Source organism: Streptomyces sp. NPDC005402 (genome assembly GCF_040606575.1).
Lineage (GTDB): Bacteria > Actinomycetota > Actinomycetes > Streptomycetales > Streptomycetaceae > Streptomyces.
This window is the reverse complement of sequence record NZ_JBEXFB010000018.1, coordinates 88,489-112,442: the sequence shown is the minus strand read 5'-3', so window position 1 is coordinate 112,442 and position 23,954 is coordinate 88,489. Positions and strand designations below refer to the sequence as shown.

At 67.7% G+C, this 23,954-nt stretch carries 22 protein-coding genes and 3 pseudogenes; 13 read left to right on the top strand and 12 right to left on the bottom strand.

Annotated features, from left to right (window positions below):
- Positions 1-155: 155 nt before the first annotated feature.
- The 3 genes and pseudogenes from ABZT02_RS30815 to ABZT02_RS30805 all read right to left on the bottom strand — a co-directional run.
- A pseudogene (locus tag ABZT02_RS30815) lies at positions 156-856 on the bottom strand (site-specific integrase); the annotation flags it as partial.
- A complete protein-coding gene (locus ABZT02_RS30810; protein ID WP_356023210.1) occupies positions 828-1,406 on the bottom strand; it encodes a DUF2637 domain-containing protein in 579 nt (192 codons plus the stop codon). The pseudogene ABZT02_RS30815 and the gene ABZT02_RS30810, both read right to left, overlap by 29 nt.
- Positions 1,407-1,482: 76 nt before the next feature.
- Positions 1,483-2,460: pseudogene (locus tag ABZT02_RS30805) on the bottom strand (FtsK/SpoIIIE domain-containing protein); the annotation flags it as partial.
- Between the two features lies 1 nt (position 2,461).
- Here ABZT02_RS30805 and ABZT02_RS30800 point away from each other — a divergent pair.
- Together ABZT02_RS30800 and ABZT02_RS30795 are read left to right on the top strand one after the other, a co-directional pair.
- Positions 2,462-2,656 (top strand): annotated as a pseudogene (locus ABZT02_RS30800) (ATP-binding protein); the annotation flags it as partial.
- Complete coding sequence (locus tag ABZT02_RS30795) at positions 2,650-3,042, top strand: hypothetical protein (RefSeq protein ID WP_356023208.1); 393 nt, start codon at positions 2,650-2,652, stop codon at positions 3,040-3,042. The pseudogene ABZT02_RS30800 and the gene ABZT02_RS30795, both read left to right, overlap by 7 nt.
- Positions 3,043-3,346: 304 nt before the next feature.
- On the opposite strand, the gene ABZT02_RS30790 is transcribed toward ABZT02_RS30795, so the two are convergent.
- Together ABZT02_RS30790 and ABZT02_RS30785 are read right to left on the bottom strand one after the other, a co-directional pair.
- A complete protein-coding gene (locus tag ABZT02_RS30790) occupies positions 3,347-5,026 on the bottom strand; it encodes a hypothetical protein (protein ID WP_356023205.1) in 1,680 nt (559 codons plus the stop codon).
- A 36-nt stretch (positions 5,027-5,062) separates the two neighbouring features.
- Positions 5,063-5,569 carry a hypothetical protein gene (locus ABZT02_RS30785; protein ID WP_356023203.1) on the bottom strand — a complete coding sequence of 169 codons (507 nt, stop codon included), beginning with the start codon at positions 5,567-5,569 and terminating at the stop codon, positions 5,063-5,065.
- A gap of 635 nt (positions 5,570-6,204) precedes the next feature.
- Between ABZT02_RS30785 and ABZT02_RS30780 the strand changes: the two genes are divergently transcribed.
- The 3 genes from ABZT02_RS30780 (at position 6,205) to ABZT02_RS30770 (ending at position 8,372) form a co-directional block, all read left to right on the top strand.
- Positions 6,205-6,489, top strand: coding sequence for a hypothetical protein (locus ABZT02_RS30780; protein ID WP_356023201.1), 285 nt, complete (start codon positions 6,205-6,207; stop codon positions 6,487-6,489).
- A gap of 691 nt (positions 6,490-7,180) precedes the next feature.
- Positions 7,181-7,750, top strand: a complete 570-nt coding sequence (locus tag ABZT02_RS30775) for a GIY-YIG nuclease family protein (RefSeq protein WP_356023198.1) — start codon at positions 7,181-7,183, stop codon at positions 7,748-7,750.
- Between the two features lie 151 nt (positions 7,751-7,901).
- The gene (locus tag ABZT02_RS30770) at positions 7,902-8,372 is read left to right on the top strand and encodes a hypothetical protein (protein WP_356023195.1); all 471 of its coding nucleotides are present in this window, start codon (positions 7,902-7,904) and stop codon (positions 8,370-8,372) included.
- A gap of 298 nt (positions 8,373-8,670) precedes the next feature.
- On the opposite strand, the gene ABZT02_RS30765 is transcribed toward ABZT02_RS30770, so the two are convergent.
- Both ABZT02_RS30765 and phoU read right to left on the bottom strand, forming a co-directional pair.
- Positions 8,671-8,919, bottom strand: coding sequence for an SCO4226 family nickel-binding protein (locus ABZT02_RS30765; protein ID WP_356023193.1), 249 nt, complete (start codon positions 8,917-8,919; stop codon positions 8,671-8,673).
- A gap of 520 nt (positions 8,920-9,439) precedes the next feature.
- Complete coding sequence (gene phoU, locus ABZT02_RS30760; protein ID WP_356023191.1) at positions 9,440-10,129, bottom strand: phosphate signaling complex protein PhoU; 690 nt, start codon at positions 10,127-10,129, stop codon at positions 9,440-9,442.
- A gap of 224 nt (positions 10,130-10,353) precedes the next feature.
- Here phoU and ABZT02_RS30755 point away from each other — a divergent pair, with 224 nt between their 5' ends.
- A complete protein-coding gene (locus tag ABZT02_RS30755) occupies positions 10,354-11,610 on the top strand; it encodes an ATP-binding protein (protein WP_356023188.1) in 1,257 nt (418 codons plus the stop codon).
- On the top strand, positions 11,607-12,287 hold the full coding sequence (locus ABZT02_RS30750; protein ID WP_007382946.1) for a response regulator transcription factor: 681 nt from the start codon (positions 11,607-11,609) through the stop codon (positions 12,285-12,287). Before ABZT02_RS30755 ends, ABZT02_RS30750 begins: the two co-directional genes overlap by 4 nt.
- 82 nt (positions 12,288-12,369) lie before the next feature.
- On the opposite strand, the gene ABZT02_RS30745 is transcribed toward ABZT02_RS30750, so the two are convergent.
- Positions 12,370-13,023: a copper chaperone PCu(A)C gene (locus ABZT02_RS30745; RefSeq protein WP_356023186.1), complete on the bottom strand. Its 654-nt coding sequence runs from the start codon at positions 13,021-13,023 to the stop codon at positions 12,370-12,372.
- Between the two features lie 589 nt (positions 13,024-13,612).
- Here ABZT02_RS30745 and ABZT02_RS30740 point away from each other — a divergent pair.
- From ABZT02_RS30740 to ABZT02_RS30715, 6 genes are all read left to right on the top strand, one after another.
- The gene (locus ABZT02_RS30740) at positions 13,613-14,095 is read left to right on the top strand and encodes a CarD family transcriptional regulator (RefSeq protein WP_003953493.1); all 483 of its coding nucleotides are present in this window, start codon (positions 13,613-13,615) and stop codon (positions 14,093-14,095) included.
- A gap of 359 nt (positions 14,096-14,454) precedes the next feature.
- Positions 14,455-15,219, top strand: a complete 765-nt coding sequence (ispD, locus tag ABZT02_RS30735; protein ID WP_356023184.1) for a 2-C-methyl-D-erythritol 4-phosphate cytidylyltransferase — start codon at positions 14,455-14,457, stop codon at positions 15,217-15,219.
- Positions 15,209-15,706, top strand: coding sequence for a 2-C-methyl-D-erythritol 2,4-cyclodiphosphate synthase (ispF, locus tag ABZT02_RS30730; protein ID WP_355744314.1), 498 nt, complete (start codon positions 15,209-15,211; stop codon positions 15,704-15,706). The genes ispD and ispF overlap by 11 nt, the downstream gene beginning before the upstream one ends.
- A 72-nt stretch (positions 15,707-15,778) precedes the next feature.
- A complete protein-coding gene (cysS, locus tag ABZT02_RS30725) occupies positions 15,779-17,179 on the top strand; it encodes a cysteine--tRNA ligase (protein WP_356023182.1) in 1,401 nt (466 codons plus the stop codon).
- A gap of 91 nt (positions 17,180-17,270) precedes the next feature.
- Positions 17,271-18,212, top strand: coding sequence for a 23S rRNA (guanosine(2251)-2'-O)-methyltransferase RlmB (gene rlmB, locus ABZT02_RS30720; RefSeq protein ID WP_356023179.1), 942 nt, complete (start codon positions 17,271-17,273; stop codon positions 18,210-18,212).
- A gap of 118 nt (positions 18,213-18,330) precedes the next feature.
- Positions 18,331-19,986 carry a DoxX family membrane protein gene (locus ABZT02_RS30715; RefSeq protein ID WP_356023177.1) on the top strand — a complete coding sequence of 552 codons (1,656 nt, stop codon included), beginning with the start codon at positions 18,331-18,333 and terminating at the stop codon, positions 19,984-19,986.
- Between the two features lie 282 nt (positions 19,987-20,268).
- Here ABZT02_RS30715 and ABZT02_RS30710 read toward each other — a convergent pair whose 3' ends face one another.
- The 4 genes from ABZT02_RS30710 to ugpC all read right to left on the bottom strand — a co-directional run bounded on the left by ABZT02_RS30710 (position 20,269) and on the right by ugpC (position 23,940).
- Positions 20,269-20,421 carry a hypothetical protein gene (locus ABZT02_RS30710; RefSeq protein ID WP_356023175.1) on the bottom strand — a complete coding sequence of 51 codons (153 nt, stop codon included), beginning with the start codon at positions 20,419-20,421 and terminating at the stop codon, positions 20,269-20,271.
- A gap of 905 nt (positions 20,422-21,326) precedes the next feature.
- Positions 21,327-22,058 (bottom strand): nucleotidyltransferase family protein, encoded by a 732-nt coding sequence (locus ABZT02_RS30705; RefSeq protein WP_356023173.1) that lies wholly within the window; start codon positions 22,056-22,058, stop codon positions 21,327-21,329.
- Between the two features lie 60 nt (positions 22,059-22,118).
- Positions 22,119-22,577 (bottom strand): hypothetical protein, encoded by a 459-nt coding sequence (locus ABZT02_RS30700; RefSeq protein WP_356023170.1) that lies wholly within the window; start codon positions 22,575-22,577, stop codon positions 22,119-22,121.
- 226 nt (positions 22,578-22,803) lie between these two features.
- Positions 22,804-23,940, bottom strand: coding sequence for a sn-glycerol-3-phosphate ABC transporter ATP-binding protein UgpC (ugpC, locus tag ABZT02_RS30695; RefSeq protein ID WP_020122889.1), 1,137 nt, complete (start codon positions 23,938-23,940; stop codon positions 22,804-22,806).
- Between the last annotated feature and the right edge of the window lie 14 nt (positions 23,941-23,954).

The window sequence follows — 23,954 nt, the reverse complement described above, 5'->3', positions numbered from 1 at the left end:
GGGCCGGGGTGGAGCATTCATGTGTGGTGATTCCAAATGCTAGCTTCGGCAATGTTGGCCGGGGTGGAGCATTCATGTGTGGTGATTCCAAATGCTAGCTTCGGCAATGTTGGCCGGGGTGGAGCATTCATGTGTGGTGATTCCAAATGCTCTCTTCATCGCGCGAACACGGTAGCGATCGACTTGCGGGTGCGCTCCTGGCTGGACGGCATGAGGTGCGCGTACACACGGAGCGTCAGGCCCGGGTCCGAGTGGCCGAGGTACTCGGCCAGGGCCTTGATGTTCTCCCCGGCGTCCAGGAGCACCGAGGCGTAGAAGTGCCGGAGGGCGTGCATGCCGTTTTCGCGGGACTCGGCGTAGGACTCGCCCTGCTTCCGCTCGGGGATCACCCCGGCCGAGGCGAGCGCCCGCTTCCACACTTCCTCGTTGAGGGACGTCCGCCAGACATGACCGCCACGCGGGCCGGTGAAGATCAGCCGCTTGGTCACCGGAGGCCCGTCCGCCACCTTCCACGGCAAGGTGATGTCGACCGGCGGGAATCGTTTCATGTGGGCCTGCAAGGCATCAGCGACCGGCCCAGGAAGCGGCACGTCCCGGAGCTTGCCACCCTTGGGCGGGGCAAAGACTGCCTTGCTTCGGCTCAGCTTGAGCTGCTGGACCACGTGGAGCGTGCCCGACTCGAAGTCGATCGCATCGACGGCCACACCGAGGATCTCGCCCTGTCGCAGTCCGCAGCCGCCACCTAGGTCGACCATGGCCCGGAACCGCTCGGGCATGCCGGCCCGGACGGCGAAGACGCGCTCCGCGTCCAGGGAGCGACGCGCCTGTCATCGACGGTCGGGGGTCGGACCGATCGGGGCGCCAGTGTGCGGGTGTGGTGCTCGGCGGCGACCTTGCGGGCGTGGTCGACCAGTGCGGCCGGGACGGGGACGGCGGGGCGCTCGGGTGGTGCCTCGATGGCTGGGTGGGCAGGTGACTCGGGGCGGGTTCAGACGCGCGCTCCTGGTCCTCGATGATCTCGACGTCCGTGTCCTCGGGTGTTGTCGGGTGGTGTGGGCGAGGAGCGTCCCGCCGAGGAAGGCGACCGCGGGCCAGCCCGCGACGAGGATGCGCAGCCATGCCGGCACGTCGGTCGTGTCGAGGAGTCCGGCGGTGGCGATGTTGGCGCCGAGGGAGGCGGTGAGGGCGATGACGAACCAGCACCAGCCGGAGGCTTTCGCCTCGCCGGTCCGCAGTCGGCGCCAGGCGGCGACGAGCAGCAGGTCGACGCTGATCGGGTAAGCCCAGGCCTTCCATCCGCCTTGTCCGGCCGCCACAGCGATGTCGTGCAGGTGAGCGAAGGACAGCGCGGCGGCGATGAGCGCCTGGACGAGCACCGCGTCGACACGGGCCAGTTGGGCGCGCATGAGGCGGCTCCTTCCGAGTTCGGGCATGGGAGGGGTAGGGACTTGGCACAGGGCCGGGGTGGGGTGTGGGTGACGGTCAGTCGGTCACTGGGCGCGGCTTGACGACGGGGGCCGAGGTCTCGACCGGCCGTACGGGAACGTCGGGCCGGAAGGGCTTGAGCGCGGACAGGTCCGGCACCAGGTCCGCCGACTCCCGGCAGATCTCGGCGGCGTCGCCGAGGGACAGGTACGGGGTGCGGATGCGGGACCAGCCGCCGGAGGTGTCACCGGCCACGGCCAGGCCGGGCAGTTCGGGGGCGATGGCGCAGGCGGCATGGACCGCCTCGGGGGCGATGTCGCCGAGTGCCATCTTCGCGGAGGCTTCGTCGTTGACGCGGTGGCAGACCCGGCCGGTCAGCTGGGCGCGGAGCATGGTGGCTCCCTTGCCGAGTTCGGCGCCGAAGCGCTGCCCGCAGACCTCCAGGTAGATGCCGGCGGCGCGGCCGAGTTGGGCGAGGCGGATGAGTTGGGTGACCATCTCGTCGCGGCGTTCCTCGTCCTTTCTGGTGGCGACGAGGGAGAGTTCGGCGACCTCGTCGACGAACAGCACGAGGGGCACCGGGCGTTCGTGTTCGGGCAGGCCCCAGATGTCGGAGGCGATCTCCTCGTCGGGGATGTCCGGGGCGATGCCCTGCCGGGCCTTGATCAGGTCGTAGCGGTCCTCCATTTCCTTGACGAGTACGGGCAGCAGGTCGGCCGCCTGTTCCGGATCGGTAGCGAGCGCGGAGAGCCGGGACGCGAACGGCGCCAGTTCGACACCGCGCTTGCAGTCGATACCGACCAGGGTGACCGGCTGAGGGGCGAGTCCGGCGATCAGGTGGCGCAGGTACATGGACTTGCCGGACAGGGTCGCGCCCAGGGTGAGTTGATGCGGGATGGTCCGGTAGTCGCGGGCGAAGGGCGTGGCGTCCTCGCGCAGCGCGACCGGCACGTTGAGGAAGCCGCCGCCCACCTTGCGCGGCATCCGGACCCGCCGTAGGACGTCGTAGCCGACGAGCCGCAGTTCGACAACACCCCTGTCGGTCACGGACGATGGAGGCAACGGCACCGCTCCGAAGGTCGAGCACCAGGACCAGGAGGCGGAACACGGCCGAGGCCTGGGCATGGTCAGCGCGATCGCCCACCGGGTCGTAGTCCACGAAAGCGTCGGTGGCCACACGGTCACCGCGGAGCTCTTCACGGCCGCCCGCGTCGGGAGTCACCCATGCTGATGGACAAGCCACAGCGGGGCTACTGGTCCGAGTGCTGGACCGAAGACCTCACCGAGGGCACACGGCCGGTACTGCGAGCCTCTTTCGATGCGTACTCGGCACCGCAGGCTGACAGGTGGGTAGCGGTCGCACTCCGCACGATCTCACCGGCCCTGGACCCCGACGCGTCCGAGGACGCATGGGAGTGGCTCTACGACGGCCGCATCGCAACAAGGCGAGCCCTCGTATGCGCCGAAGCATGCACGGTCTCCGTCACCCAGACCAGCACCCGCATCACCTGGACGATCCGACCAGTGATCTTCCTGCCCCTCGCACGCCGCCAGAGCATGGATCTCCCAGCCTGCGCACACGACTTCAAGCCGCAACAGCCCCAGGAGACCGACTGAGTGACAACTTTCTCTACTGGTTCAAGGCGGCCCGCCTGCGGCGGGCCGCGCGCGCTGGCGGCCTTGGGCCGCCGCCGCTCCATGTCTTCGCCATCGCTGCGGCGGCCCCAGCCACTCAGCGCGCAACACCGCCAGGGCGGACAGCCGAACCACGTAGCAAAGCAGCCACTCCGAAGCGGCCCTTGGCGGGCCCATACGTCATACCTCCACGTGGGCAACGTCCAAGCCAGACTGAAATCCAGCCCATGACCCATTGGAGAAGCACGGCTGAAGCCGGCATGAGATTACCGAATATCAATCACTATCACGAAAGTCTATCGAAAACCCTTTGCGCCGATTCCGCTCCATCCACCCCGGTCAAAACTTCAAGCGCGGACGTATGCCGATAGACAAGGATTTCCCAATCATCTTCCAGTTGCCTTGCAAATCGCGCCGCAGCGGCGAGATGCTCTTCCAGTAAAAGGAGTTCTCCCGCTTGCAGCGCAACCACTAGCCGCCCCCGAAGTTCCGATATGTTGTCATCATTCGAGTGAGCGACAGTGAATGCGTAAGCCTCCAGTAATTTGGGTGATTCGCTGAGAAAGTAAAACAGCTCAGGAATTTTGCCATGAATCGCCCGGATGGCTTCACGAACCGCCGGGCAGTCAAGTCCCACCTCATTTCCCGTTTCATCCTCAAACACCATGGTGCACGTGCGAGCAAAATCTCGAGCGACGGGCGGATCCGCCGCGAGCCGACGCACCATGCCCTCCAATGCGGATATCTCTACCTCAATATTCGATAGATTGAAGCCAAGGACACGCATACCGCCGTCAGGCTTATCAGAAAGGGGCAGGATTGCCTCCTCGTCAACTATTTGCTCAACTGCTTGAACATACTCGCTCTCCTTGGTTTCGCCTTCTGACACTGGAGGTGCTTCTTCCGTTGGGTCTCCGGTCTCAAACCCTCCCAGGACAACACTGGAGGCCAGGCATAGAGTCACGAGGTAAAGGGCTTTATTCCGGCTTTCCTCAGCGGTCACTCCAGGCGGCGACCACCAAACCGACGGCGCCTCACCTCGGCCATGCCGGAAAAGGATCGGCTGACGAAGGGTCGGCACAAGTGTATCTGGCGGATTATGGAGCATGGAAGGAATATGAATAAGCGGAACGTCGCTCGCGCTTGTATATTTCGCCAGGGATTCCCAGATGCCTGAATAAGCTGGATGTCCCCCACGCTTAAGCCTCACATCAAACGCTGATCCAAGAAGTTGATCCGCGGGGCGCGAAGTCATGAAATCAACGACGAGCTTCTCGTTGTGCTCAAGGTCGAACCTAGTCCCACGCTTACGAATCACATCTAGCAGTTCCACGAACTGATCTGTAGGGCTACTGAAGCACAGGGAAGCCCAAGCCGCTAACGAGAAAAGACTAAATGCATCGTCTCCAATGACGTCGGCTGTCATATCGAAGGCTCGCCGATATTCCTCGCCGGGACAGCTGGCCTCTAGAAGCGCTCGATACTCTTTCGGGCCCATCTCCGGCCTGTGGGACCGCTTTTGCACCAGGAAAGCTTGGCTTTCGACGATATCTCGCACAGTAATATCAAGACTACCCGGCTCGTCCAGCGATCTAAAAAGATCACGCACGGCAGGAGCTATTGCCGCTTGCATTTTCGGATCATAAATCGACGCCGAGTTCTGAGTTCGCTCAATATATTCGGTAACGAGAGCCTTTCCCTCCAAGGCAAGATTATACATGAAACCTGTTGTGGCCGTCTGAAAGAAGTGCACGGCTTCATGCGTTACTCCTTCCATGAGCATTCGCTGGTCATGGCTCCACTGGCCAGCGGGGACTGCCATGCATGCATTCCATTCATCCCGATAGGCATTTACCCTAAGAACTCCGCTGACTGGGTCGAAATCGGCGTGGTCTTCCTCCGATATCTCGAATAGTCGGAGTACGTCACCAGGAGTGGCGTGTTCTAGCCAGTCATTGATCGACACGATAACCTCCGCGCCCTGTCCAGTCAGTCGATCACTCTAGCTAGCCAGAATGATCGCGACAGCGACACCAAGCGTTACGATGGAAATAATCTCCGATGCGAACCCAAAAAGGAGAAATAGAGCCTTTCGCGCATTCTCTTTTCTCGCATCAGCGAGGATCTGCCGCTGAGCTGCCGTTACGTTAATTTCGGCCTCTACGGTGTCGGACGTCCAATAGTCTCGCCGCAGGAGTGCCATCAGATCATCAGGGTCCGCCTCGCTATACCGTTGAGGAGAGTTGCAATACACACCGGCGACGCCTGCCATCACAAATGTAGCCAAACCTACAATCATCAAAACGGTCGAAGCTATAGGTAGTGAGGATTTCCCAAATTTGGTGGCAAGAGTCGCTACAGCTAACAAGAGCGTGACGAGGGTGGAGGTGGAAGTAATGAGTGCCAGGCCACGTGTCTCAAGAGAGGACTTCCGTGACCGCTCCTCCGATAGCTGCTCGGCTATGAAGGCTGCGAAGATACCTCCAGCTCTAGGATCGCTGCTCACCATCGTCTGTCCTCGGAGTAGCAGAAGGAGGTCTGTTAGCCACTTTCTTCTTAGACTTGAAGATGGGCTTCACCCTTATTTGGGGTGGCGTGAGGGAAGTTGGATCTTGCTCATCCAGAGGGGTGCCCTCAACACCGGACTGTGCAACATCCGGATTGTTTTCTTGGGGACCAGCTTCCGAGTCGCTCATACCCCAAGCCAAACACCGAAGACCGGGTCTTGCCACCGGAGCCCAACCCGCCAACAAGAGACCGGTCGCGGGCCGGTGGGCGGTCCCGCGAGGCACACGCGCGCCTTCTTTCACGGTCCGGTCGTTACAGCCTGCTCTGGTTGACGATAAGAGCGGATAGCGTGGCTGAGGCCGACGGGGGTGCAGCGAGGCATACGCGCGCCTGGTCGGCCGGCGCACCCGCCGGCATGGCTGACTGTCGTCGGTGGAGGTTCGTGCCACTGCCGTGCCAGATGCAGAGGTCAGCCACGGGTCAACGGGGGCGTCTCGCAGCCGAGTTCTCGGCAGGCTGACCAAGCATCAAAGCTCCAGGTCAGCGCCCCCACTGCCCAGCCTCTCTCCCAAAGCGGTGCTCTGAGAAGGGATTCGGGTTTGATTCGGCTGCTGCAGTGGCTGCCATCATCATGAGATGGCAAACGGGCAGCTACCGGCAGGGTGGACTCTGGAGAAGATCCGCGAGGTCTCCGGCGATCAGGAGTTTGTGGCTCTCGACACCGATCGCGTCGTAACGTGGGTGGGCCGGCCAGGGGAAGACGAACGGCTCCATCCGGAGATCGTCTTGGGGTTCCACGGGCTGTGTCTGGTGAAGCCGGTCAGCGACGAGGACTGGTTCATGGGCAGCCTGAACGACGATGGCAGCGTCGACTGCTGGAGCGCCTACGGCAACCTGTACGAGGCACTGCGCGGTCTGTAGCCCCGTTGGCCTCGCTCCAGGTCAACACAGCGAGGCCCGTCTCCGTTCTGCTCTACGGAGTTGGACACCTCGGAAACCGGCCGCGCGTCAGAAACCCAAGCCATGACCACTGACAACGCGCCCCAAGAGCACGACCTCTGACACCATGCGGCTCGCACCACAAGCGCACCAGATCAAGCGGGGAATGGCGGGGAACCACGTGAAAGCAACCGAGCCCGGCGAGGCCCCTGTTCGACCATTCGCCCAGGTCACCGCCCGTTGGCCCCAAATGCCCGCAGCTTCCCAAGCTGATGGCTTCCGCATGTGAGACTCCGCAGGTCTCGCAAGCAGTTGCCCCACAGTCGCCCCCGCCCGCACAGGCTCTGCCAGACTCGCTTCATGGGGCGTTGCGCTGCGGTGACACGGCAGGGACGAGCGTGTGGAAACCCGGCCGGATGGAACGGCTACTGCCATCTGCACGATGGTGGAGGCCGACGAAGTCGAAGCCCAAGTGTCACTACTCCTCCCCGACTCCCGCGCATGCCGGCGCGTCCGGAACCGCAGCCACAGGGCAGGCGGAGAGGTTGGTTCTGGTGGGTGAGGTGGCTCTTCATGGGGTGGTTCGAGGCACTGCGTAACGCGGTCAGCCGACGCCCATAACGGTGCGGGCTGGGCCGTCTCTGGGCCGTCCAGGGCTGCTCAACAGTGGCCAATGACGGCCAACGACGACCACCAGGCGCACGAGCCCACCACCCCTGACCAGCAAAAACCCAGCTCACCAAGATCCCCGGCAACACCCAGGGCAAGAAGAAGTAAGCAGAACACAGACGAAGCCCCCTACCTGCGGTTTTCCTGCAGGAGGGGCTCTTCTTCTGGACGCCTGCTGTACGTCGGGATAGCACCGCGGTTCATGGCGAACCGGACCAGCACGCAGAACCTTCGCAAGCGGGTGCGCTACCACTACCGGGGCAACGCGGCCGGCTCGACGCTGCGGTTCACCCTCGGGTGTCTGCTCGGACTTGAGCTGCGTCGCGTGGGCAGCGGAAAGCGGATGACCTTCTGCAAGGTCGGGGAAGCCACCCTGAGTCAGTGGATGGCGGACAACGCTCGGGTGTGCTGGATCGAGCGGAGCGACCCGTGGGACCTGGAGTCACAGCTCATCTCTCAGCTCGACCTCCCGCTGAACCTCGACCAGAACCGTCACAACTCGTTCCACAGTCGCTTGAAGGAGCTACGAGCCCAAGCGCGCCAGCGAGCACGGGAGTTGCCCGTCAGCTCGTAGGTCACCTTTCGTGCCGCCGCGACGACCGCCGGGCGCAGGTTCGATGATCATGACTTTCGCCTGCGCAAACGGCGCTGCTGGGAGGCGTTTTCATGCCCCGGGGCCTCGCGGCGCACTACCGACGCATCCGGTGTCGGTGCCACCGTGGGGTGTGACATCGACAACATTCGTGCCGTTCCTCGGCGTTGTGCTGGGCGGCCTCGTGTCGACGCTGGCCCAGTACTCCCTGGGGCGCGCGTCCGAGCGGGCCGAAGTGCGACGGAGTATGCGTGAACGCGTCGAGGTGCGGCGTGGCGAACGCGTCGCCCATCTCATCGACTTCCTGTCCGCGGTGCAGGAAGCCGAACGGGTCGCCGTGGACCGCTATCACCACGGTGCGAGCGACGAGGAGTGGCAGGCACGCGCGAAACAGTCCATCGACAGGATGTGGGTGGCGCAGAAGACGATCCACATGCTGTGCGGCTCCGAGGTCAACGAGGCGGCACGGCGCCTGGCGTACGACGTTCAGAACGTGATCAGGAAGGGCCCCGGGCCGGGGGAGCCTCAGGACGAGAGGGTCTGGGCGTACATCCGTCCCCACCGCAGGGCGTTCCTCGATCTCGTACGCGACCATCTCGAATAGGCGTCCCGCGCAGCCTGTCGTAGCCCGAACACCCCACAGCGCACGACGAGTTCGGCCGGGACCAGGTCGACGCCGGGCAGGCCGAAGGCCGCGGCGGTCTCCGTCGCCGCGGCCACGTTCGCCGGGTCCAGTTCGACCGAGCGGGCCGGGTGGGGCCTCGTCCGGGGCCGCGCGGATACGGTCCTGGACCCGGCGCAGGCGGCGGGCGAGCGACGACTCGGGGGCTGTCGTGACGGGCGTGAACCCTGTGCGCGGTCCCCTCGCCGCTCCCACCGGTACCGGTCTTCGGGCGTCCGGGTCAGACCGACAGCGGCACCGCGTGGATCTCGTCCGCCTTGTGTCCCGCCCGTTCGTGGACGCGCTGGACCGCCTCCGGTGACGGTGCCTCCGAGAGGCAGTACACGAGGCCGGACTCGGGGTCGGCCCAGGCGTGCTCGAAGTGCACGCCCTCTTCCTTCTCTATCGCGAGGTCGGCCTGGTGGGCCTCCATCAACTGGTCGCCTGTGATGCCCTGCATCCCTCGGTGTACGTCCATGAACCGCGCCATGGCCTCCACCTCCCTGCCATCCCCGAGCCGAACGGTCACCCCTGTACCCCCGCCTCTCATGCTCCCCCTCCCCGCCCGCCCGGTCGACCCGAAACGACGAGGGGCCCCGGGATCACCCGGGGCCCCTCAAGGCCGTACGAGACGAGATCAAGGTCGTACGGGATCAACGACATACGGGATCAACGACATACGAGATCCAGCAGTACAGGCTTCAGCCGCACTGGCACGGAGCGCCCGACTGGCACCCGCACCCGCATCCCGAGCCGCAGCCGCACGCGCCGATGACCGTCAGGGTCCTGATCGCGGCGGGCTGCTCGGTCGGGCGTTCCTGTGTGGGGTCGGGCTGGGGAGTGCTGGGGGATTCGGCCATGGGTCCCTCCTCGAGGCGAGAGCCAGAACGTGCCGACTGCCGGACCGACTGTCGGATCAGGCCCTGTGCCCATTGCATGCCCGCCCCCGTGGGCGCATCAACGGCGCACGGAGGCTCGCGCACAACCCGGACAGACCCGAAGGCGCCGGTTCAGGCCCCCTCGACCCCCGTCACCTGCTGGATGTCCTGCTGGAGCTCGTCCGCGTGCTCACCCGTCACCAGGTAGACCACTCGCTTGGCCACCGACACCGCGTGGTCGGCGAACCGCTCGTAGTAGCGGCCGAGCAGCGTCACGTCGACCGCCGTCTCGATGCCGTGCTTCCACTTGTCGTCCAGCAGGTGCTGGAACAGCGTGCGGTGCAGCAGGTCCATCTCGTCGTCGTCCTGCTCCAGCTGGAGCGCCAGGTCGACGTCCTTGGTGATGATGACCTCCGCCGCCTTGGCCATCAGGCGCTGGGCGAGCTGGCCCATCTCCAGGATGGTGGCGTGCAGGTCGTGCGGGATGGCCTTCTCGGGAAAGCGCAGCCGGGCCAGCTTCGCCACGTGCTGGGCGAGGTCGCCGGAGCGCTCCAGGTCGGCCGACATGCGCAGGGAGGTGACGACGATACGGAGGTCCGTCGCCACCGGCTGCTGGCGGGCGAGCAGTGCTATCGCCCTGGCCTCCAGGTCGTGCTGGAGGTCGTCGACCTTCTGGTCGGCCTCGATGACGCTTTCGGCCAGCTTCAGGTCGGAGTCGAGGATGGCCGTCGTGGCGCGTCCGATCGCCGAGCCGACCAGCCGGGCCATCTCCACCAGACCGTCGCCGATCGAATCAAGTTCCTCGTGGTACGCGTCCCGCATTGTCGGTTCCCTCTCGTACGTCATTCCTGTGGGTGCCAGGGGCCAAAACCGGCCGTGAAACCGGTGCTGCGTACCCCACGCTCCCACGTTCGGCCCCCTACGCGTCCGTTTCCGCCCTCCCAAATGAACCAACACTGGCTCCAAGGTGAACTCTGGGCGACGAGTGTTCGAGCTCGCACCCGGACGGCTGTGGCCAGGACCGATCCCATGCCTAACCTGGAGGCATGGACGTGAACGCGGCGGTCGCCGCAGCGGCAGCGATCGCCGGTGTGCTCACCGGTGTCATCGCCATGCTGGCGTTCCGCTGGAGCGAGCGGGAGCAAAAACGCCCCACCCGCACCTCCCTGCACACGGACGCGGTGCTCCCGCCCGGCGTGGACACGGTCCTCTCCGTGCTCCGCTCCTCGGCCGTCGTCCTCGACGAGGCCGACGCCGTCGTCAAGGCCAGCTCCGCCGCGTACGCCCTCGGGCTGGTCCGCGGCGGCAAGCTCTCCGTGGAGCCGATGCTCCAGATGGCCCGGGACACCAGGAGGGACGGGGAGATACGCCAGGTCGAGCTGGACCTGCCGAGGCGGGGGACCGGACGTGGCGAGGCCCTCGCGGTCTCGGCGCGCGTGGCGCCCCTCGGCTCCCGGCTGGTGCTGCTCCTCGTGGAGGACCTCACCGAGGCCCGGCGGATCGAAGCGGTACGACGCGACTTCGTCGCGAACGTCAGCCATGAACTCAAGACCCCCGTCGGCGCACTCTCCCTCCTGTCCGAGGCGGTCATGGACGCCTCCGAGGACCCGGAGGCCGTGGAGCGCTTCGCCGGCCGTATGCAGATCGAGGCCACCCGCCTCACCAGCCTGGTCCAGGAGCTCATCGACCTCTCCCGGGTGCAGAACGACGACCCGCTGGAGGACGCCGAGCCCGTCCGTGTGGACGAGCTGGTCGCCGAGGCCATCGACCGCTGCCGGCACCAGGCCGGCACCAAACAGATCACCATGGCCGCCGCCGGCGCGGCCGACCTGCGCGTCTGGGGCAACCGCGGTCAGCTCGCCGCCGCCCTCGGCAACCTCGTCGAGAACGCCGTCAACTACTCGCCCGCCCGCACTCGCGTCGGCATAGCCGCCCGCCGGGTGCCCGTGCCGGGCGGCGACCTCGTCGAGGTCGCCGTCACCGACCAGGGCATCGGCATCTCCGACAAGGACAAGGAGCGCATCTTCGAGCGCTTCTACCGCGTCGACCCGGCCCGCTCCCGCCAGACCGGCGGCACGGGCCTCGGCCTCGCGATCGTCAAGCACGTGGCCGCCTCGCACGGCGGGGAGGTCACGGTGTGGAGCTCGGAGGGACAGGGCTCCACGTTCACCCTCAGACTGCCGGAGGCGGGCGCGGCCCGCGACCGCGCGCTCCAGCACCCCGACCTCGACGACGAGGACGGGCATTCCACCCCCGAGTCGGCTTCTTACGACCCGCTTCCCGCCCCGGAGGTCCTTCCGTGACCCGAGTGCTCGTCGTCGAGGACGAGGAGTCCTTCTCCGACGCCCTTTCCTACATGCTCCGCAAGGAGGGCTTCGAGGTCGCCATCGCGGCCACCGGCCCCGACGGACTCGACGAGTTCGAGCGCAACGGCGCCGACCTCGTCCTCCTCGACCTGATGCTGCCGGGCCTGCCCGGCACGGAGGTCTGCCGCCAGCTGCGCGGCCGCTCCAACGTCCCCGTCATCATGGTGACCGCCAAGGACAGCGAGATCGACAAGGTCGTCGGCCTGGAGATAGGAGCCGATGACTATGTCACCAAGCCGTTCTCCTCGCGCGAGCTGGTCGCCCGTATCCGCGCCGTCCTGCGCCGCCGCGGCGAGCCCGAGGAGGTCACCCCGGCCGCCCTGGAGGCCGGTCCGGTCCGTATGGACGTGGACCGCCACGTGGTCACGGTCTCCGGCTCCAAGGTCGACCTGCCCCTCAAGGAGTTCGACCTGCTGGAGATGCTGCTGCGCAACGCCGGCCGTGTCCTGACCCGCATGCAGCTCATCGACCGCGTCTGGGGCGCCGACTACGTCGGCGACACCAAGACCCTCGACGTCCACGTCAAGCGACTGCGCGCCAAGATCGAACCCGACCCGGGTGCGCCGCGGTACCTGGTGACGGTCCGCGGTCTCGGGTACAAGTTCGAGCCGTAGACACCAGCTGCCGTACGCCGAAGGGCGGGACCTCCTCGGAGATCCCGCCCTTCGTTGTCGTACGACGGTGTCGTACGGCCGCTCAGTGGCTCGCGGCCGACCCGGTGGGCGTCGCGCTCGCGGACGCCGCGTCGGTGGGCGTGGCGGAGCCGGTCGGGGTGGCCGAACCGGTCGGCGTGGCCGAGGCGGACGGCTTGGCAGGCGCCGACGGGACCGCGCTCGGGCCCCACTCGGTGTAGTAGCTGTCGGCCGGGACGACGAAGGCGCGCACGCTCACCGCACCGGTCGTGCTGAAGGTGAAGGTGACCTTCTGGGCGTTGCCGTTCTTGACGCTCGCGCCGAGCTCGCTCACGGCGGCGGAGGCGTTGCCCTTGCCGCCGAGGACGACGGAGCCGTGGGCCGGGACGGTCACCTTGCCCTTGCCCTTGGCCGGCGTGATCCGGGCGCTGCCGCCGCCGTCGACGCTCACGGAGTCCAGCGTCTGGGGCTTGTCGCCGGAGTTGAAGACGGTGGCGGAGACCGCGGCCGGACCCTTGGTCTCGCCGGAGGCCTCGGTGGACGGCTGGGTGATCACCACGACGTTCTGGAGCTTGATGTCGCCCACGCGGGTCTCCGCGTTGTCCGGCTTGACCTCCAGGGTCTGGGCGTTGCTGCCGGCCGCGCACGCGGAGAGCGCGGCGAACGAGAACGCGATGGCGGAGGCGGCGAGGGCGCCGCGTCGAAGGCTGCTGCTCACGGGGGCGGCAACTCCTTGACTTGAGCGGGGCGGCCCGTAAAGCCGCGCTAAGTGTCTGTCAGCGGCCTTAGGTTACCGAGCCGTTCCCGTGGGGCCGCACCCGACCCTCCCCAAGGGGCGTGTCACTCGGTTCACAAGTGACTCGTGAGTCACTTGTGCCCCGCACTCCGGCGCTCGTCCGGCATTCACATAAGAGCCTTCCGCATCCAGTGGCAAAACTTCCGTGAAGGAATGCGCGACCGTCCCCGGAATTGATCACCACCTGATCGGCCGACCGCGCGTGATCAATTCCGGATTCTGCGGGGAAGTGACTCCGCGCACCGAACGGAGTAGCGGAAGTCGCACACTTGGAACCGGACATTTGGGGACGTTAGCCCGCTCGGAGGAGGCTCCGGATGTGTGTAACGTACGCGTTTCACCTCGCCCGGAGAGCCGCTCCGACCTGCGAATTCCTTCTTCCGCTCGGCCTTCGCAGCACGTTCCTGTTGCTGTTGTCAAGCCCCGAGATATGCCCTGACCTGCGAAAACGCCATTCAGAACCCGCAGTTTCCGTGTTACCCTGGATAGCCACGGAAGGGGTACCTGTCACATGACGTTCAAGGTTGGCGACACCGTGGTCTATCCCCATCACGGGGCCGCGCTGATCGAGGCTATCGAAACTCGCCAGATCAAAGGCGTGGACAAGACCTACTTGGTGCTGAAGGTCGCCCAGGGTGACCTGACGGTACGTGTGCCAGCGGACAATGCGGAGTTCGTCGGCGTGCGGGATGTGGTCGGTCAGGATGGGCTGGACCGGGTCTTCGAGGTGCTGCGCGCGCCGTACGCCGAGGAGCCCACTAACTGGTCCCGTCGTTACAAGGCAAACCTGGAGAAGCTCGCCTCCGGCGATGTCATCAAGGTCGCGGAAGTTGTGCGTGACCTGTGGCGTCGTGAGCGCGAGCGCGGACTCTCCGCAGGTGAGAAGCGCATGCTCGCCAAGGCTCGGCAGATCCTGGTGAGTGAGCTCGCCCTCGCGGAGAACACCAACGAGGACAAGGCCGAGGCGCTGCTCGACGAGGTTCTCGCGTCCTGAGCGTCCCTGTGCAGGCACCTTGCCCGCTCAGCTCAGCACACACTGAATCTGAATTGCCGCACTGAAATGCCGCGGTGCCCGATGACGCAACAGCTGTCGCCGGGCGCTGCGGCATGTCTGTCTCCGGAACCGGATCTTCTGTGGAACCGGATGTTCTGATGCCGGACCTATGACGCCCCGGAGTGCCTACGCGTGTTCCTGGCGCGTGTTCCTCTCGGAGAAAGATCCCCCGATACTAGGCGTGCCGGGCCCGGGCAGCTGGCTCGACCGGTGTCACGGAAGGGTCCGGTCAAGGCGTCGCGCCCGGCACGCTGTCTCCGTACCCACGTTGGCCGAGCACACAAACCTGACAGGAACCGATGTCTGACGTTTCGCGTCCTTCGCCCGCTGTAGCACGTGCGGAGGTCCGCACCGCGGTGGTGATTCCGGCCGCCGGAAGGGGCGTACGCCTCGGTCCGGGCGCCCCCAAAGCGCTCCGCGCACTGAACGGCACCCCCATGCTGATTCACGCGGTCCGCGCGATGGCCGCGTCCCGTGCCGTCTCCCTGGTCGTCGTCGTGGCCCCGCCCGACGGCGCCGGCGAGGTCAAGTCCCTCCTGGACGCGCACGCGCTGCCCGAGCGGACGGACTTCGTCGTCGTCCCGGGCGGTGACTCCCGTCAGGAATCGGTCAGGCTCGGCCTCGACGCCCTGCCCGCCCACTTCGACATCGTCCTGGTCCACGACGCGGCCCGCCCGCTCGTCCCGGTCGACACCGTCGACGCCGTCATCGAGGCCGTACGGGACGGCGCGCCCGCCGTCGTCCCGGCGCTGCCCCTCGCGGACACCGTGAAGGAGGTCGAGCCGGCGACCGCTCCCGGTGAGCCGGAGCCGGTGGTGGCGACCCCCGTCCGCGCGCGGCTGCGTGCCGTGCAGACCCCGCAGGGTTTCGACCGGGCGACCCTGATCCGCGCCCACGAGACGGTCACCGAGGACGTCACCGACGACGCGAGCATGATCGAGCAGCTCGGGCTCACCGTCATGGTCGTGCCCGGTCACGAGGAGGCCTTCAAGGTGACCCGCCCGCTGGACCTGGTCCTCGCGGAGGCGGTCCTGGCCCGCAGGAGGCTCAACGATGGCTTCTGAGCAGCCCGTGATCCTGCCGCAGGTCGGCATCGGCACCGACATCCACGCCTTCGAGGAGGGCCGCGAGCTGTGGTGCGCGGGCCTGAAGTGGGAGGGCGAGGGCACGGGCCTGGCCGGTCACTCCGACGCGGACGTCGTCGCCCACGCCGCCTGCAACGCGCTCTTCTCCGCGGCTGGCCTCGGCGACCTCGGCCAGCACTTCGGCACCGGCCGCCCCGAGTGGTCGGGTGCATCGGGCGTCACCTTGTTGACGGAGGCGGCCCGGATCGTGCGCGAGGCGGGCTTCCGGATCGGCAACATCGCCGTACAGGTGGTGGGTCCGCGCCCGAAGATCGGCAAGCGCAGGGACGAGGCGCAGAAGATCCTGTCGGAGGCGGCGGGCGCCCCGGTGTCGGTGTCGGGGGCGACCACCGACGGACTCGGCTTCCCCGGTCGCGGCGAGGGTCTGATGGCGGTGGCGACGGCCCTGGTCGTAAGGCAAGGGTGACAATCGGCCGTAAGGCAAGGGTGACAAAAGGACTGCTCCACGCACCCCCTTCGGCCCACTACCCTAGGTGCCGTGACTATTCGCCTGTACGACACCAGCGCCCGGCAGATCCGTGACTTCGCCCCGCTCACGCCGGGCTGCGTCTCGATCTACCTCTGTGGCGCCACCGTGCAGGCGGCCCCGCACATCGGCCACATCCGCTCCGGCCTGAACTTCGACATCATGCGCCGCTGGTTCGAGTACCGCGGCTACGACGTCACGTTCGTCCGCAACGTCACCGACATCGACGACAAGATCATCGCCAAGGCCGCCGAGCAGAAGCGCCCCTGGTGGTCGATCGGGTACGAGAACGAGCGCGCGTTCAACGACGGCTACACCGCCCTCGGCTGCCTCCCGCCCACCTACGAGCCGCGTGCCACCGGGCACGTGACCGAGATGGTCGAGATGATGCAGGGCCTCATCGAGCGCGGCCACGCCTACGAGTCCGACGGCAACGTCTACTTCGACGTGCGCTCCTTCCCGGGCTACCTGGAGCTGTCGCGGCAGGAGCTGGACAACCTGCTCCAGCCGTCCGGCGACGGCGAGACCGGCAAGCGGGATCCGCGTGACTTCGCCCTGTGGAAGTCCGCCAAGCCGGGCGAGCCGACCTGGTCGACGCCCTGGGGCCCCGGCCGCCCCGGCTGGCACCTGGAGTGCTCGGCGATGGCCCACAAGTACCTGGGCACCGCCTTCGACATCCACGGCGGCGGCCTCGACCTCATCTTCCCGCACCACGAGAACGAGATCGCCCAGGCCAAGGCCTACGGCGACGACTTCGCCCAGTACTGGGTGCACAACGCCTGGGTCACCATGGCCGGCGACAAGATGTCCAAGTCGCTGGGCAACTCGGTGCTCGTCTCCGAGATGGTCAAGGAGTGGCGGCCGATCGTGCTGCGCTACTACCTCGGCACCCCGCACTACCGCTCGATGATCGAGTACAGCCAGGACGCCCTGCGCGAGGCCGAGTCGGCGTTCGCGCGGATCGAGGGGTTCGTGCAGCGCGTCACCGAGCTGACCGGGAAGGCCGTGGAGCCGGCGGCCGAGGTGCCGCCCGCCTTCGCCGAGGCCATGGACGACGACCTGGGCGTCCCGCAGGCCCTCGCCGTCGTGCACACCACCGTCCGGCAGGGCAACAGCGCCCTCGCGGCGGACGACAAGGACGCCGCGGTGGCCCGCCTCGCCGAGGTACGCGCCATGCTCGGCGTCCTCGGCCTCGACCCGCTCGACCCGCACTGGGCCGGCGACGAGAGTCGCGGCGAAGACCTGCACGGCGTGGTCGACAGCCTCGTACGCCTGGTCCTCGACCAGCGGGAGGCGGCCCGCGCCCGCAAGGACTGGGCCACCGCGGACGCCATCCGCGACCAGCTCGGCCAGTCGGGGCTGACCATCGAGGACGGTCCGCAGGGGCCGCGCTGGACACTGGGTGCCCGCTAGCCCCTTTTCTTGATCGATTGTGCCGCCCGGCCCTCCGGGCGGCACACTGCATAGACGCACGCATGTTTCACCGACGCAGAACAGGTAGGTCATGGCAGCCAACAACCGCCGCATGTCCGGCAAGAAGGGCGCGCAGGTCGGCAGTGGCGGCCAGCGGCGCAGGGGTCTCGAGGGCAAGGGCCCGACCCCGCCCGCCGAGGCGCGCAAGGGCCACAAGAAGAACCGAATCGCCAACGCCAAGTCGAAGCAGGCCGTACGCCGTCCCGTGGCACGCGGCCGCGGCGGCAGGGGCACCTCGGAGATGGTCGTCGGCCGTAACCCCGTCGTCGAGGCGCTGCGCGAGGGCGTGCCCGCGGTGACGCTCTACGTCCAGCAGTTCATCGACAACGACGAGCGGGTGCGCGAGGCGCTCCAACTCGTCGCCGACCGGGGCGGCGTCCACCTCATGGAGGCCCCCCGCCCCGAGCTCGACCGGATGACCAACGGACTCAACCACCAGGGCCTGGTCCTGCAGGTCCCGCCGTACGAGTACGCGCATGCCGAGGACCTCGCGAGCGCCGCCTACGACGAGGGACAGGACCCCCTGATCGTCGCCCTCGACGGCGTGACGGACCCGCGCAACCTCGGTGCCGCCGTCCGCTCCGTCTCGGCCTTCGGCGGCCACGGCGTCCTCGTACCCGAGCGGCGCGCGGCCGGCATGACCGCCGGCGCGTGGAAGTCGTCCGCCGGTACGGCCGCCCGCACCCCCGTCGCCCGCTGCACCAACCTGACGCGCGCCCTGGAGGCGTACAAGAAGGCCGGCATCGCGGTCGTCGGTCTCGCCGCCGACGGTGAGCACGAGGTCGGTGACCTGGAAGCCCTCGGCGGCCCTGTCGTCATCGTCGTCGGCAGCGAGGGCAAGGGCCTGTCCCGCCTGGTCGGCGAGACGTGCGACTACCGGGTGCGGATCCCGATGCCCGGTGGTGCCGAGTCGCTGAACGCGGGTGTGGCGGCGGGGATCGTGCTGTACGAGGCGGCTCGACGACGCGCCTGAACGACTGTTCGGCGCGGTCACCCACACGGGGTGTTCCTGGCGTACGGGGCAAGCTTGACGGGGTCCGGACAGATCCGGCGAGTCAAAGCAGTGTCCTAACCACACGTCACTCGGTTAGATGAGTGTGGACACCAGAACACCCCGCACACCCACGGGCGGCTCGTCGGGATTCGATACCGGGCTCGATGACGCTCCCGCGCTGAGCATGGTGAAGGTGCCGAGCGATCCGGCGCAGATCATCGTCAACCACGCCAGCTTCCGCGTCCAGTTGGGCGCGTCGACGCGGCGCACCGCCCAATCCCAGCGCATCGCACGGCACTTGAGCGCCGCCGAGGAAACCGCGCGCATCGCCGCCGTCGGTGCCACGGCGGTCAGAGCCGGCGCGGCCCCCGCCCCGGCGCGCCGACGGCCCGTCGTGTGGAGCGGCAAGTCCGCCCCCGACGACACCGGCGCCCACCGCCTGCTGCAGGCCGTGCGGGGCGGTAGCGTCGGCCATGCCGAGCCGCCCGCCGCCGACGCCGGAGCCACCCAGGTCATCCCCCGCATCGACGTCGACCACGGCCACCGGGTCGACTACGACGGCGAGTTGGCCCAGACCGCGGAGACCCCGGTCATCGGCGCCCAGCGCACACCCGGCGACGACGGCACCCGACTCCTGCCCCACATGCGCACCGTTGGCAGCGCGTACGACGAACCCGTTTACGAGGACGAGAAGTTCGACGACGGCTTCGACGGGGCCGACGCCGACCGCGCCACCAGGCGACAGAACGACGAGGCCGCCCGGCACGCGTACTACCCGGGCCGCCGGATGAACCTCGGCGTCGTTTTCCTCCCGCTCCGGATCTTCCTCGGCTTCATCACCATCTACGCCGGCATGGGCAAGCTCTGCGACCCCGTCTACTTCGACGGCGGCAAGCGCGGCTCCATGGTCAAGTGGCTCAACACCCTGCACCCCTGGGAAGTGGCCGAACCACTACGCCAGTTCGCCCTCCAGCACCCCGTCGGCGCCGGCCTCGTCATCGCCTTCTTCCAGGTCATCGTGGGCGTCCTCACGATCCTGGGCTGCTGGCAGCGCGTCGCCGCGATCGTCGGCGCCGGCCTCTCCGCCGCACTCCTGGTCACCGTCAGCTGGAAGAGCGTCCCCGCCTACGACACCCCCGACATCATCTACCTCGCCGCCTGGTCCCCGCTGATCATCGCCGGCGCCCCCGTCTACTCCATCGACGGCCGCCTCGCGGGTAGCGCCTGGCGCCGCCTCGGACCCCGCTCGGACATCTGGGAGCTGCGCCGCTACGTCCTGCGCCGCGGCGCCCTGATCACGGCCATCGTCACCGGCCTCACCCTCCTGATCGGCTCCGTCCTCGGCGGTGCCGTCCGGGACGCCGACCGGGTGATCGTCCCCGGCCCCGGCGAGGCCCCGCGCAACGAACTGCCCGGCTCCCCCCTCCCGCAGGACTCCGCCAAGGCCCGCAAGAAGAAGCCGTCGGCGTCCACCGCGCCCAGCCAGGGCGCCACGAACGGCCCGTCCGCAAACCCGTCCGCGGCCCCCGGCGCCACCCACGACACCGGCGTCACCACCGGCGGCTCGCCCAGCCAGACCCAGGGCACCACGGGCCAGACCTCGCCCCGGCAGTCCTCCCCGGCTCAGCAGGCCCCCAGCACCACATCCGGTCCGACCGGGGGCGCGAGCACCTCCGGCGGTTCAACAGGCGGCTCCGGCACCGGAGGCTCCTCCTCGGGCGAACCGGGCCTGGTGGGCGGCCTGTTGGGGTAGGCGGGCCGGTGGGCGACGTACTGGGCGACCCCACCGGCTGAGAGACCTGCGCCCACGAAAAGGTCCCGCACCCATGGAGGTGCGGGACCTTTCCCACACAAATCGGATTCTCTCGTTCACCGGATCATTCTGCGCGGGCTCAACCCGGAGCGCTGGGCACAGATCCTCGGTCGGACCGGCAGGGCGGTCGGGGGAGGAACTCTGCCCTTGCTCCAGATTGCCCCGCGGGTGGGCGTACTGCTTCTTCTGCGACTGCGGGCAGGAACTGCCGTGCGCCGTCCGTCAGTTGCAGAAGATGAGGATGGGCAGCAGGCCGTTCCCGCACTGGAAGTGCTCGCCGTCCCCGTCCCCGCCGCCGTGGCCCTTGGCCGGGGCGGCCTTGGTCACGACGTGCGTGGCGGGCGTCGCGGCCACGGCGGATGTGGCAGTTGCCATCCCCGCCGCGCACACGATGCCCACGGCGGCAGTAACCGCGAATACTCGCGGAATCCGGGAAACGGTCTTCTTGGAGAGAGGTGTTGTGTTCATGCACTCACCATGCACACCCGCACGATCAACTGCTCGCCGAGCGCATCCGAGCGGGTGATCCACCCTCGAAGGGCCGGCCGAACAGCATCCGCTTCGAGAGACGCGGCGGCCCCGGCCCGGCTGCGAGACTCAGCACATCGCTCATCCAGGCTTCACTTTTACTGACGACCCGTCAGGTAAGCGGTGGGCTGTTTCGGCCTGTTGAGCCGGGCCAGGGCCTGGAGCTGCCGCGTCGGACCCCCTGCCCAAAGAACTGCTGCGGCTCCGAGAGGCCAAACGCTGCTACGGCAGCGCAGGCGGAACGGCCGAGCCGGGCCGGCTTGATCTGTGACCAAGGCGGCGTGCCCGTGCGGCAGTTGACTTCCTCATGCGCTGTCTCGCAGGTTGCGTTGCGCGGGGTGTATGCACGTACTTGCGGGGTAGGCCGGGCAGTTGACCTTGGGGCGGAGGTGCCGAGAGTGCCGGCGGACTCGGGCCGGTGGCGAGCCTGTTCGGCTGAGTCGGTCTCTCTCAGGGCGACGCCGGTGGGCCGAGTGCGGTCGGACGAGGCGCAGTTGGGCGCAGACGGCGAGGATGAGCCAGGTCCATCGGTCGGCTGCCGTGGCGGCGCGGATCTTCGAGAAGGCCCGGCCTAGGGTCTGCTGCAACAGGCGGAAGGAGTCCTCCATGCCGAAGCGTCACAGGTAGGCCTGCCAGAGACGGTCGGTCTCTGCCGCGGTGGCCTCGATGCCTGACCACCACAGCCCAACCGGCCTCGGCATCGCTCCGCCGGGCAGGCGCACGCTGTCCAGGCGGCAGCCCGACGGCCGGCGTCACCGACCGAGAGCTGCCAGTTCCTTCGCCGCCTCGGTCAGATCCTTCGCCGTGTCGATGGCCCGCCAGTACGCCCCCTGCGGAATCGGGAAGCCGGCCAGCCGCAGCTCACGGGCGAGCGTGGGGAACGTCGTCCGCTCATGATCCCCCCGCTCCGGCAGCAGCTCGGCGAACGCGGGCGAGAAGACGTACACACCGGCATTGATCTCGAACGTCGACGGCGGTGCCTCTATGAAGTCCGTGATGTGCCCGAACCCGTCGGTCTGCACGGCCCCCCACGGAATCCGCGGCCGCGCCAGCGCCAGCGTCGCGACCGCGTCCCGCTCCGTGTGGAAGTCCGCCATGTCCCGCAGCGAGAAACGCGTCCAGATGTCACCGTTCGTCGCGTACCACGCCCGGTCCGGGTGCGGCAGACGCGCCGCCGCGTACTTCAGACCGCCACCCCGGCCGAGCGGCTCCGTCTCGATGACCGTCTGGACGCGCAACGGGAGATCGGCCGTCCTCAGCCAGTCCTGGAGCACCTCGGCGAGATGCCCGCAGCTGACCACCACGTCCGTCACGCCCTCCTCGGCGAGCCAGACAAGCTGATGGCCGATGATCGGGGTCCCCGTACCGGGGATCTCGACCATCGGCTTGGGCCGGTCGTCGGTGTAGGGACGCAGCCGGGAACCCTGGCCGCCGGCCAGAATCACGGCCTGAGTGGGACGGGACGCGGCGTTCGGATCGGTCATGACCGGAACTGTACGGCGCGCCCCTCACCCGACCTCCGTCGGCATCCCCTCTCTCGGCGGTCAGCTGTGCGCCGCCGCCACACCCGTCGCGAAGGACGTGTCGCAGACGGGGCGGGCATACGACTGCGCGCGCGTGGGCCCGTACACACGGACCGCGGCGCGGCCCAGGGCCCTCGCGATGGAGACACAGTGTCTGGCGAGCGACGGGCGCTCGTTCACGGCCTCCTGGAGGTGCGTGAGGGCGATGCCCGGGTTCTTCTCCTGGAGCTCGGTCAGAAGATGGTCACGCAGAGCGTCCTGCGGGGCCATGGGGGCGCTGCGCGGCTTGCTGTCCGAGACCGTCGCGTCCGACGCGGTGAGCACCGAGGAGCTCGAGGGATCCCCCGACCAGTTGACTCGGGTGACCGCGAGGGTCCCGGAGAGCACCAGGACGACGGGCAGGACAAGGGCGAGGGAGCGGCCGATACGGCGGGCGGGGCCCCGGCCGCGTCGCGTCTGTTGGTAAGTGGAGTGCTTCACGCGTGTGAGGGTAGCGTGTGGTAATGATTTGGCGACATTCAGTCACCGGTTCGGGGGACGAGATGGGGCCGATTTCCGGGTAGGGGTTGACGCACACTGCTCGAAATGACCGGTGTGCCGGGGTATTTGTCGACACCCTCCAGGCACCCTCCAAGCGCGAGAAGGGCCCCGCAGACGCTCTGCGGGGCCCTTCTCGTCAACCTGGGTGATGTGGTGCTGTGCGTCCTCAGTCGGTGAGGCGCTCGCCCGTGGAGGTCGAGAACACGTGGGTCTCGCCCGGACGCGGCACGACGTGCAGCGTGGCACCCTTCTCCGGAACCGCGCGGCCGCTCACGCGGACGACCAGGTCCTTCAGCTCGCCGTCGACCTTGGCGGAACCGTAGACGTAACCGTCGGCGCCGAGCTCCTCGACCACGTTCACGGAGACCGCGAGACCGGCCGGAGCGTCCTCGGTGTCCTTGGACAGGGCGCTCGCGGCGGCGCCGTTGTGCTCGACGATGTCGAAGTGCTCGGGGCGGACACCGACGGTGACAGTGGTGTCACCCTTGTCGGAGGCGGCCTTGAGAGCCTCGCGGTTGACGGGCACCACGCTGTTGCCGAACTTCACACCGCCGTCGGTGATCGGGACCTCGACCAGGTTCATCGCCGGGGAGCCGATGAAGCCGGCGACGAACAGGTTCGCCGGGCGGTCGTACATGTTGCGCGGCGAGTCGACCTGCTGGAGCAGACCGTCCTTCAGCACGGCCACACGGTCACCCATCGTCATGGCCTCGACCTGGTCGTGGGTGACGTAGACGGTGGTGATGCCGAGACGGCGCTGGAGCGACGCGATCTGCGTACGCGTCGACACACGGAGCTTGGCGTCCAGGTTGGACAGCGGCTCGTCCATGAGGAAGACCTGCGGCTCACGCACGATGGCGCGACCCATCGCCACACGCTGGCGCTGACCACCGGAGAGGGCCTTCGGCTTGCGGTCCAGGTACTCGGTCAGGTCGAGGATCTTCGCCGCCTCCTCGACCTTCTGCCGGATCTCCGCCTTGTTGATGCCGGCGATCTTGAGCGCGAAGCCCATGTTGTCGGCGACCGTCATGTGCGGGTACAGCGCGTAGTTCTGGAACACCATGGCGATGTCCCGGTCCTTCGGCGGCAGGTGCGTCACGTCGCGGTCACCGATGCGGATGGCACCGCCGTTGACGTCCTCGAGCCCCGCCAGCATGCGGAGCGAGGTGGACTTGCCACAGCCGGACGGGCCGACCAGGACGAGGAACTCGCCGTCCTCGATGTGGATGTCGAGACCGTCGACGGCGGGCTTCGTGGAACCCGGGTAAATGCGGGTCGCCTTGTCGAACGAAACAGTGGCCATGGCTCAGAGGCCCC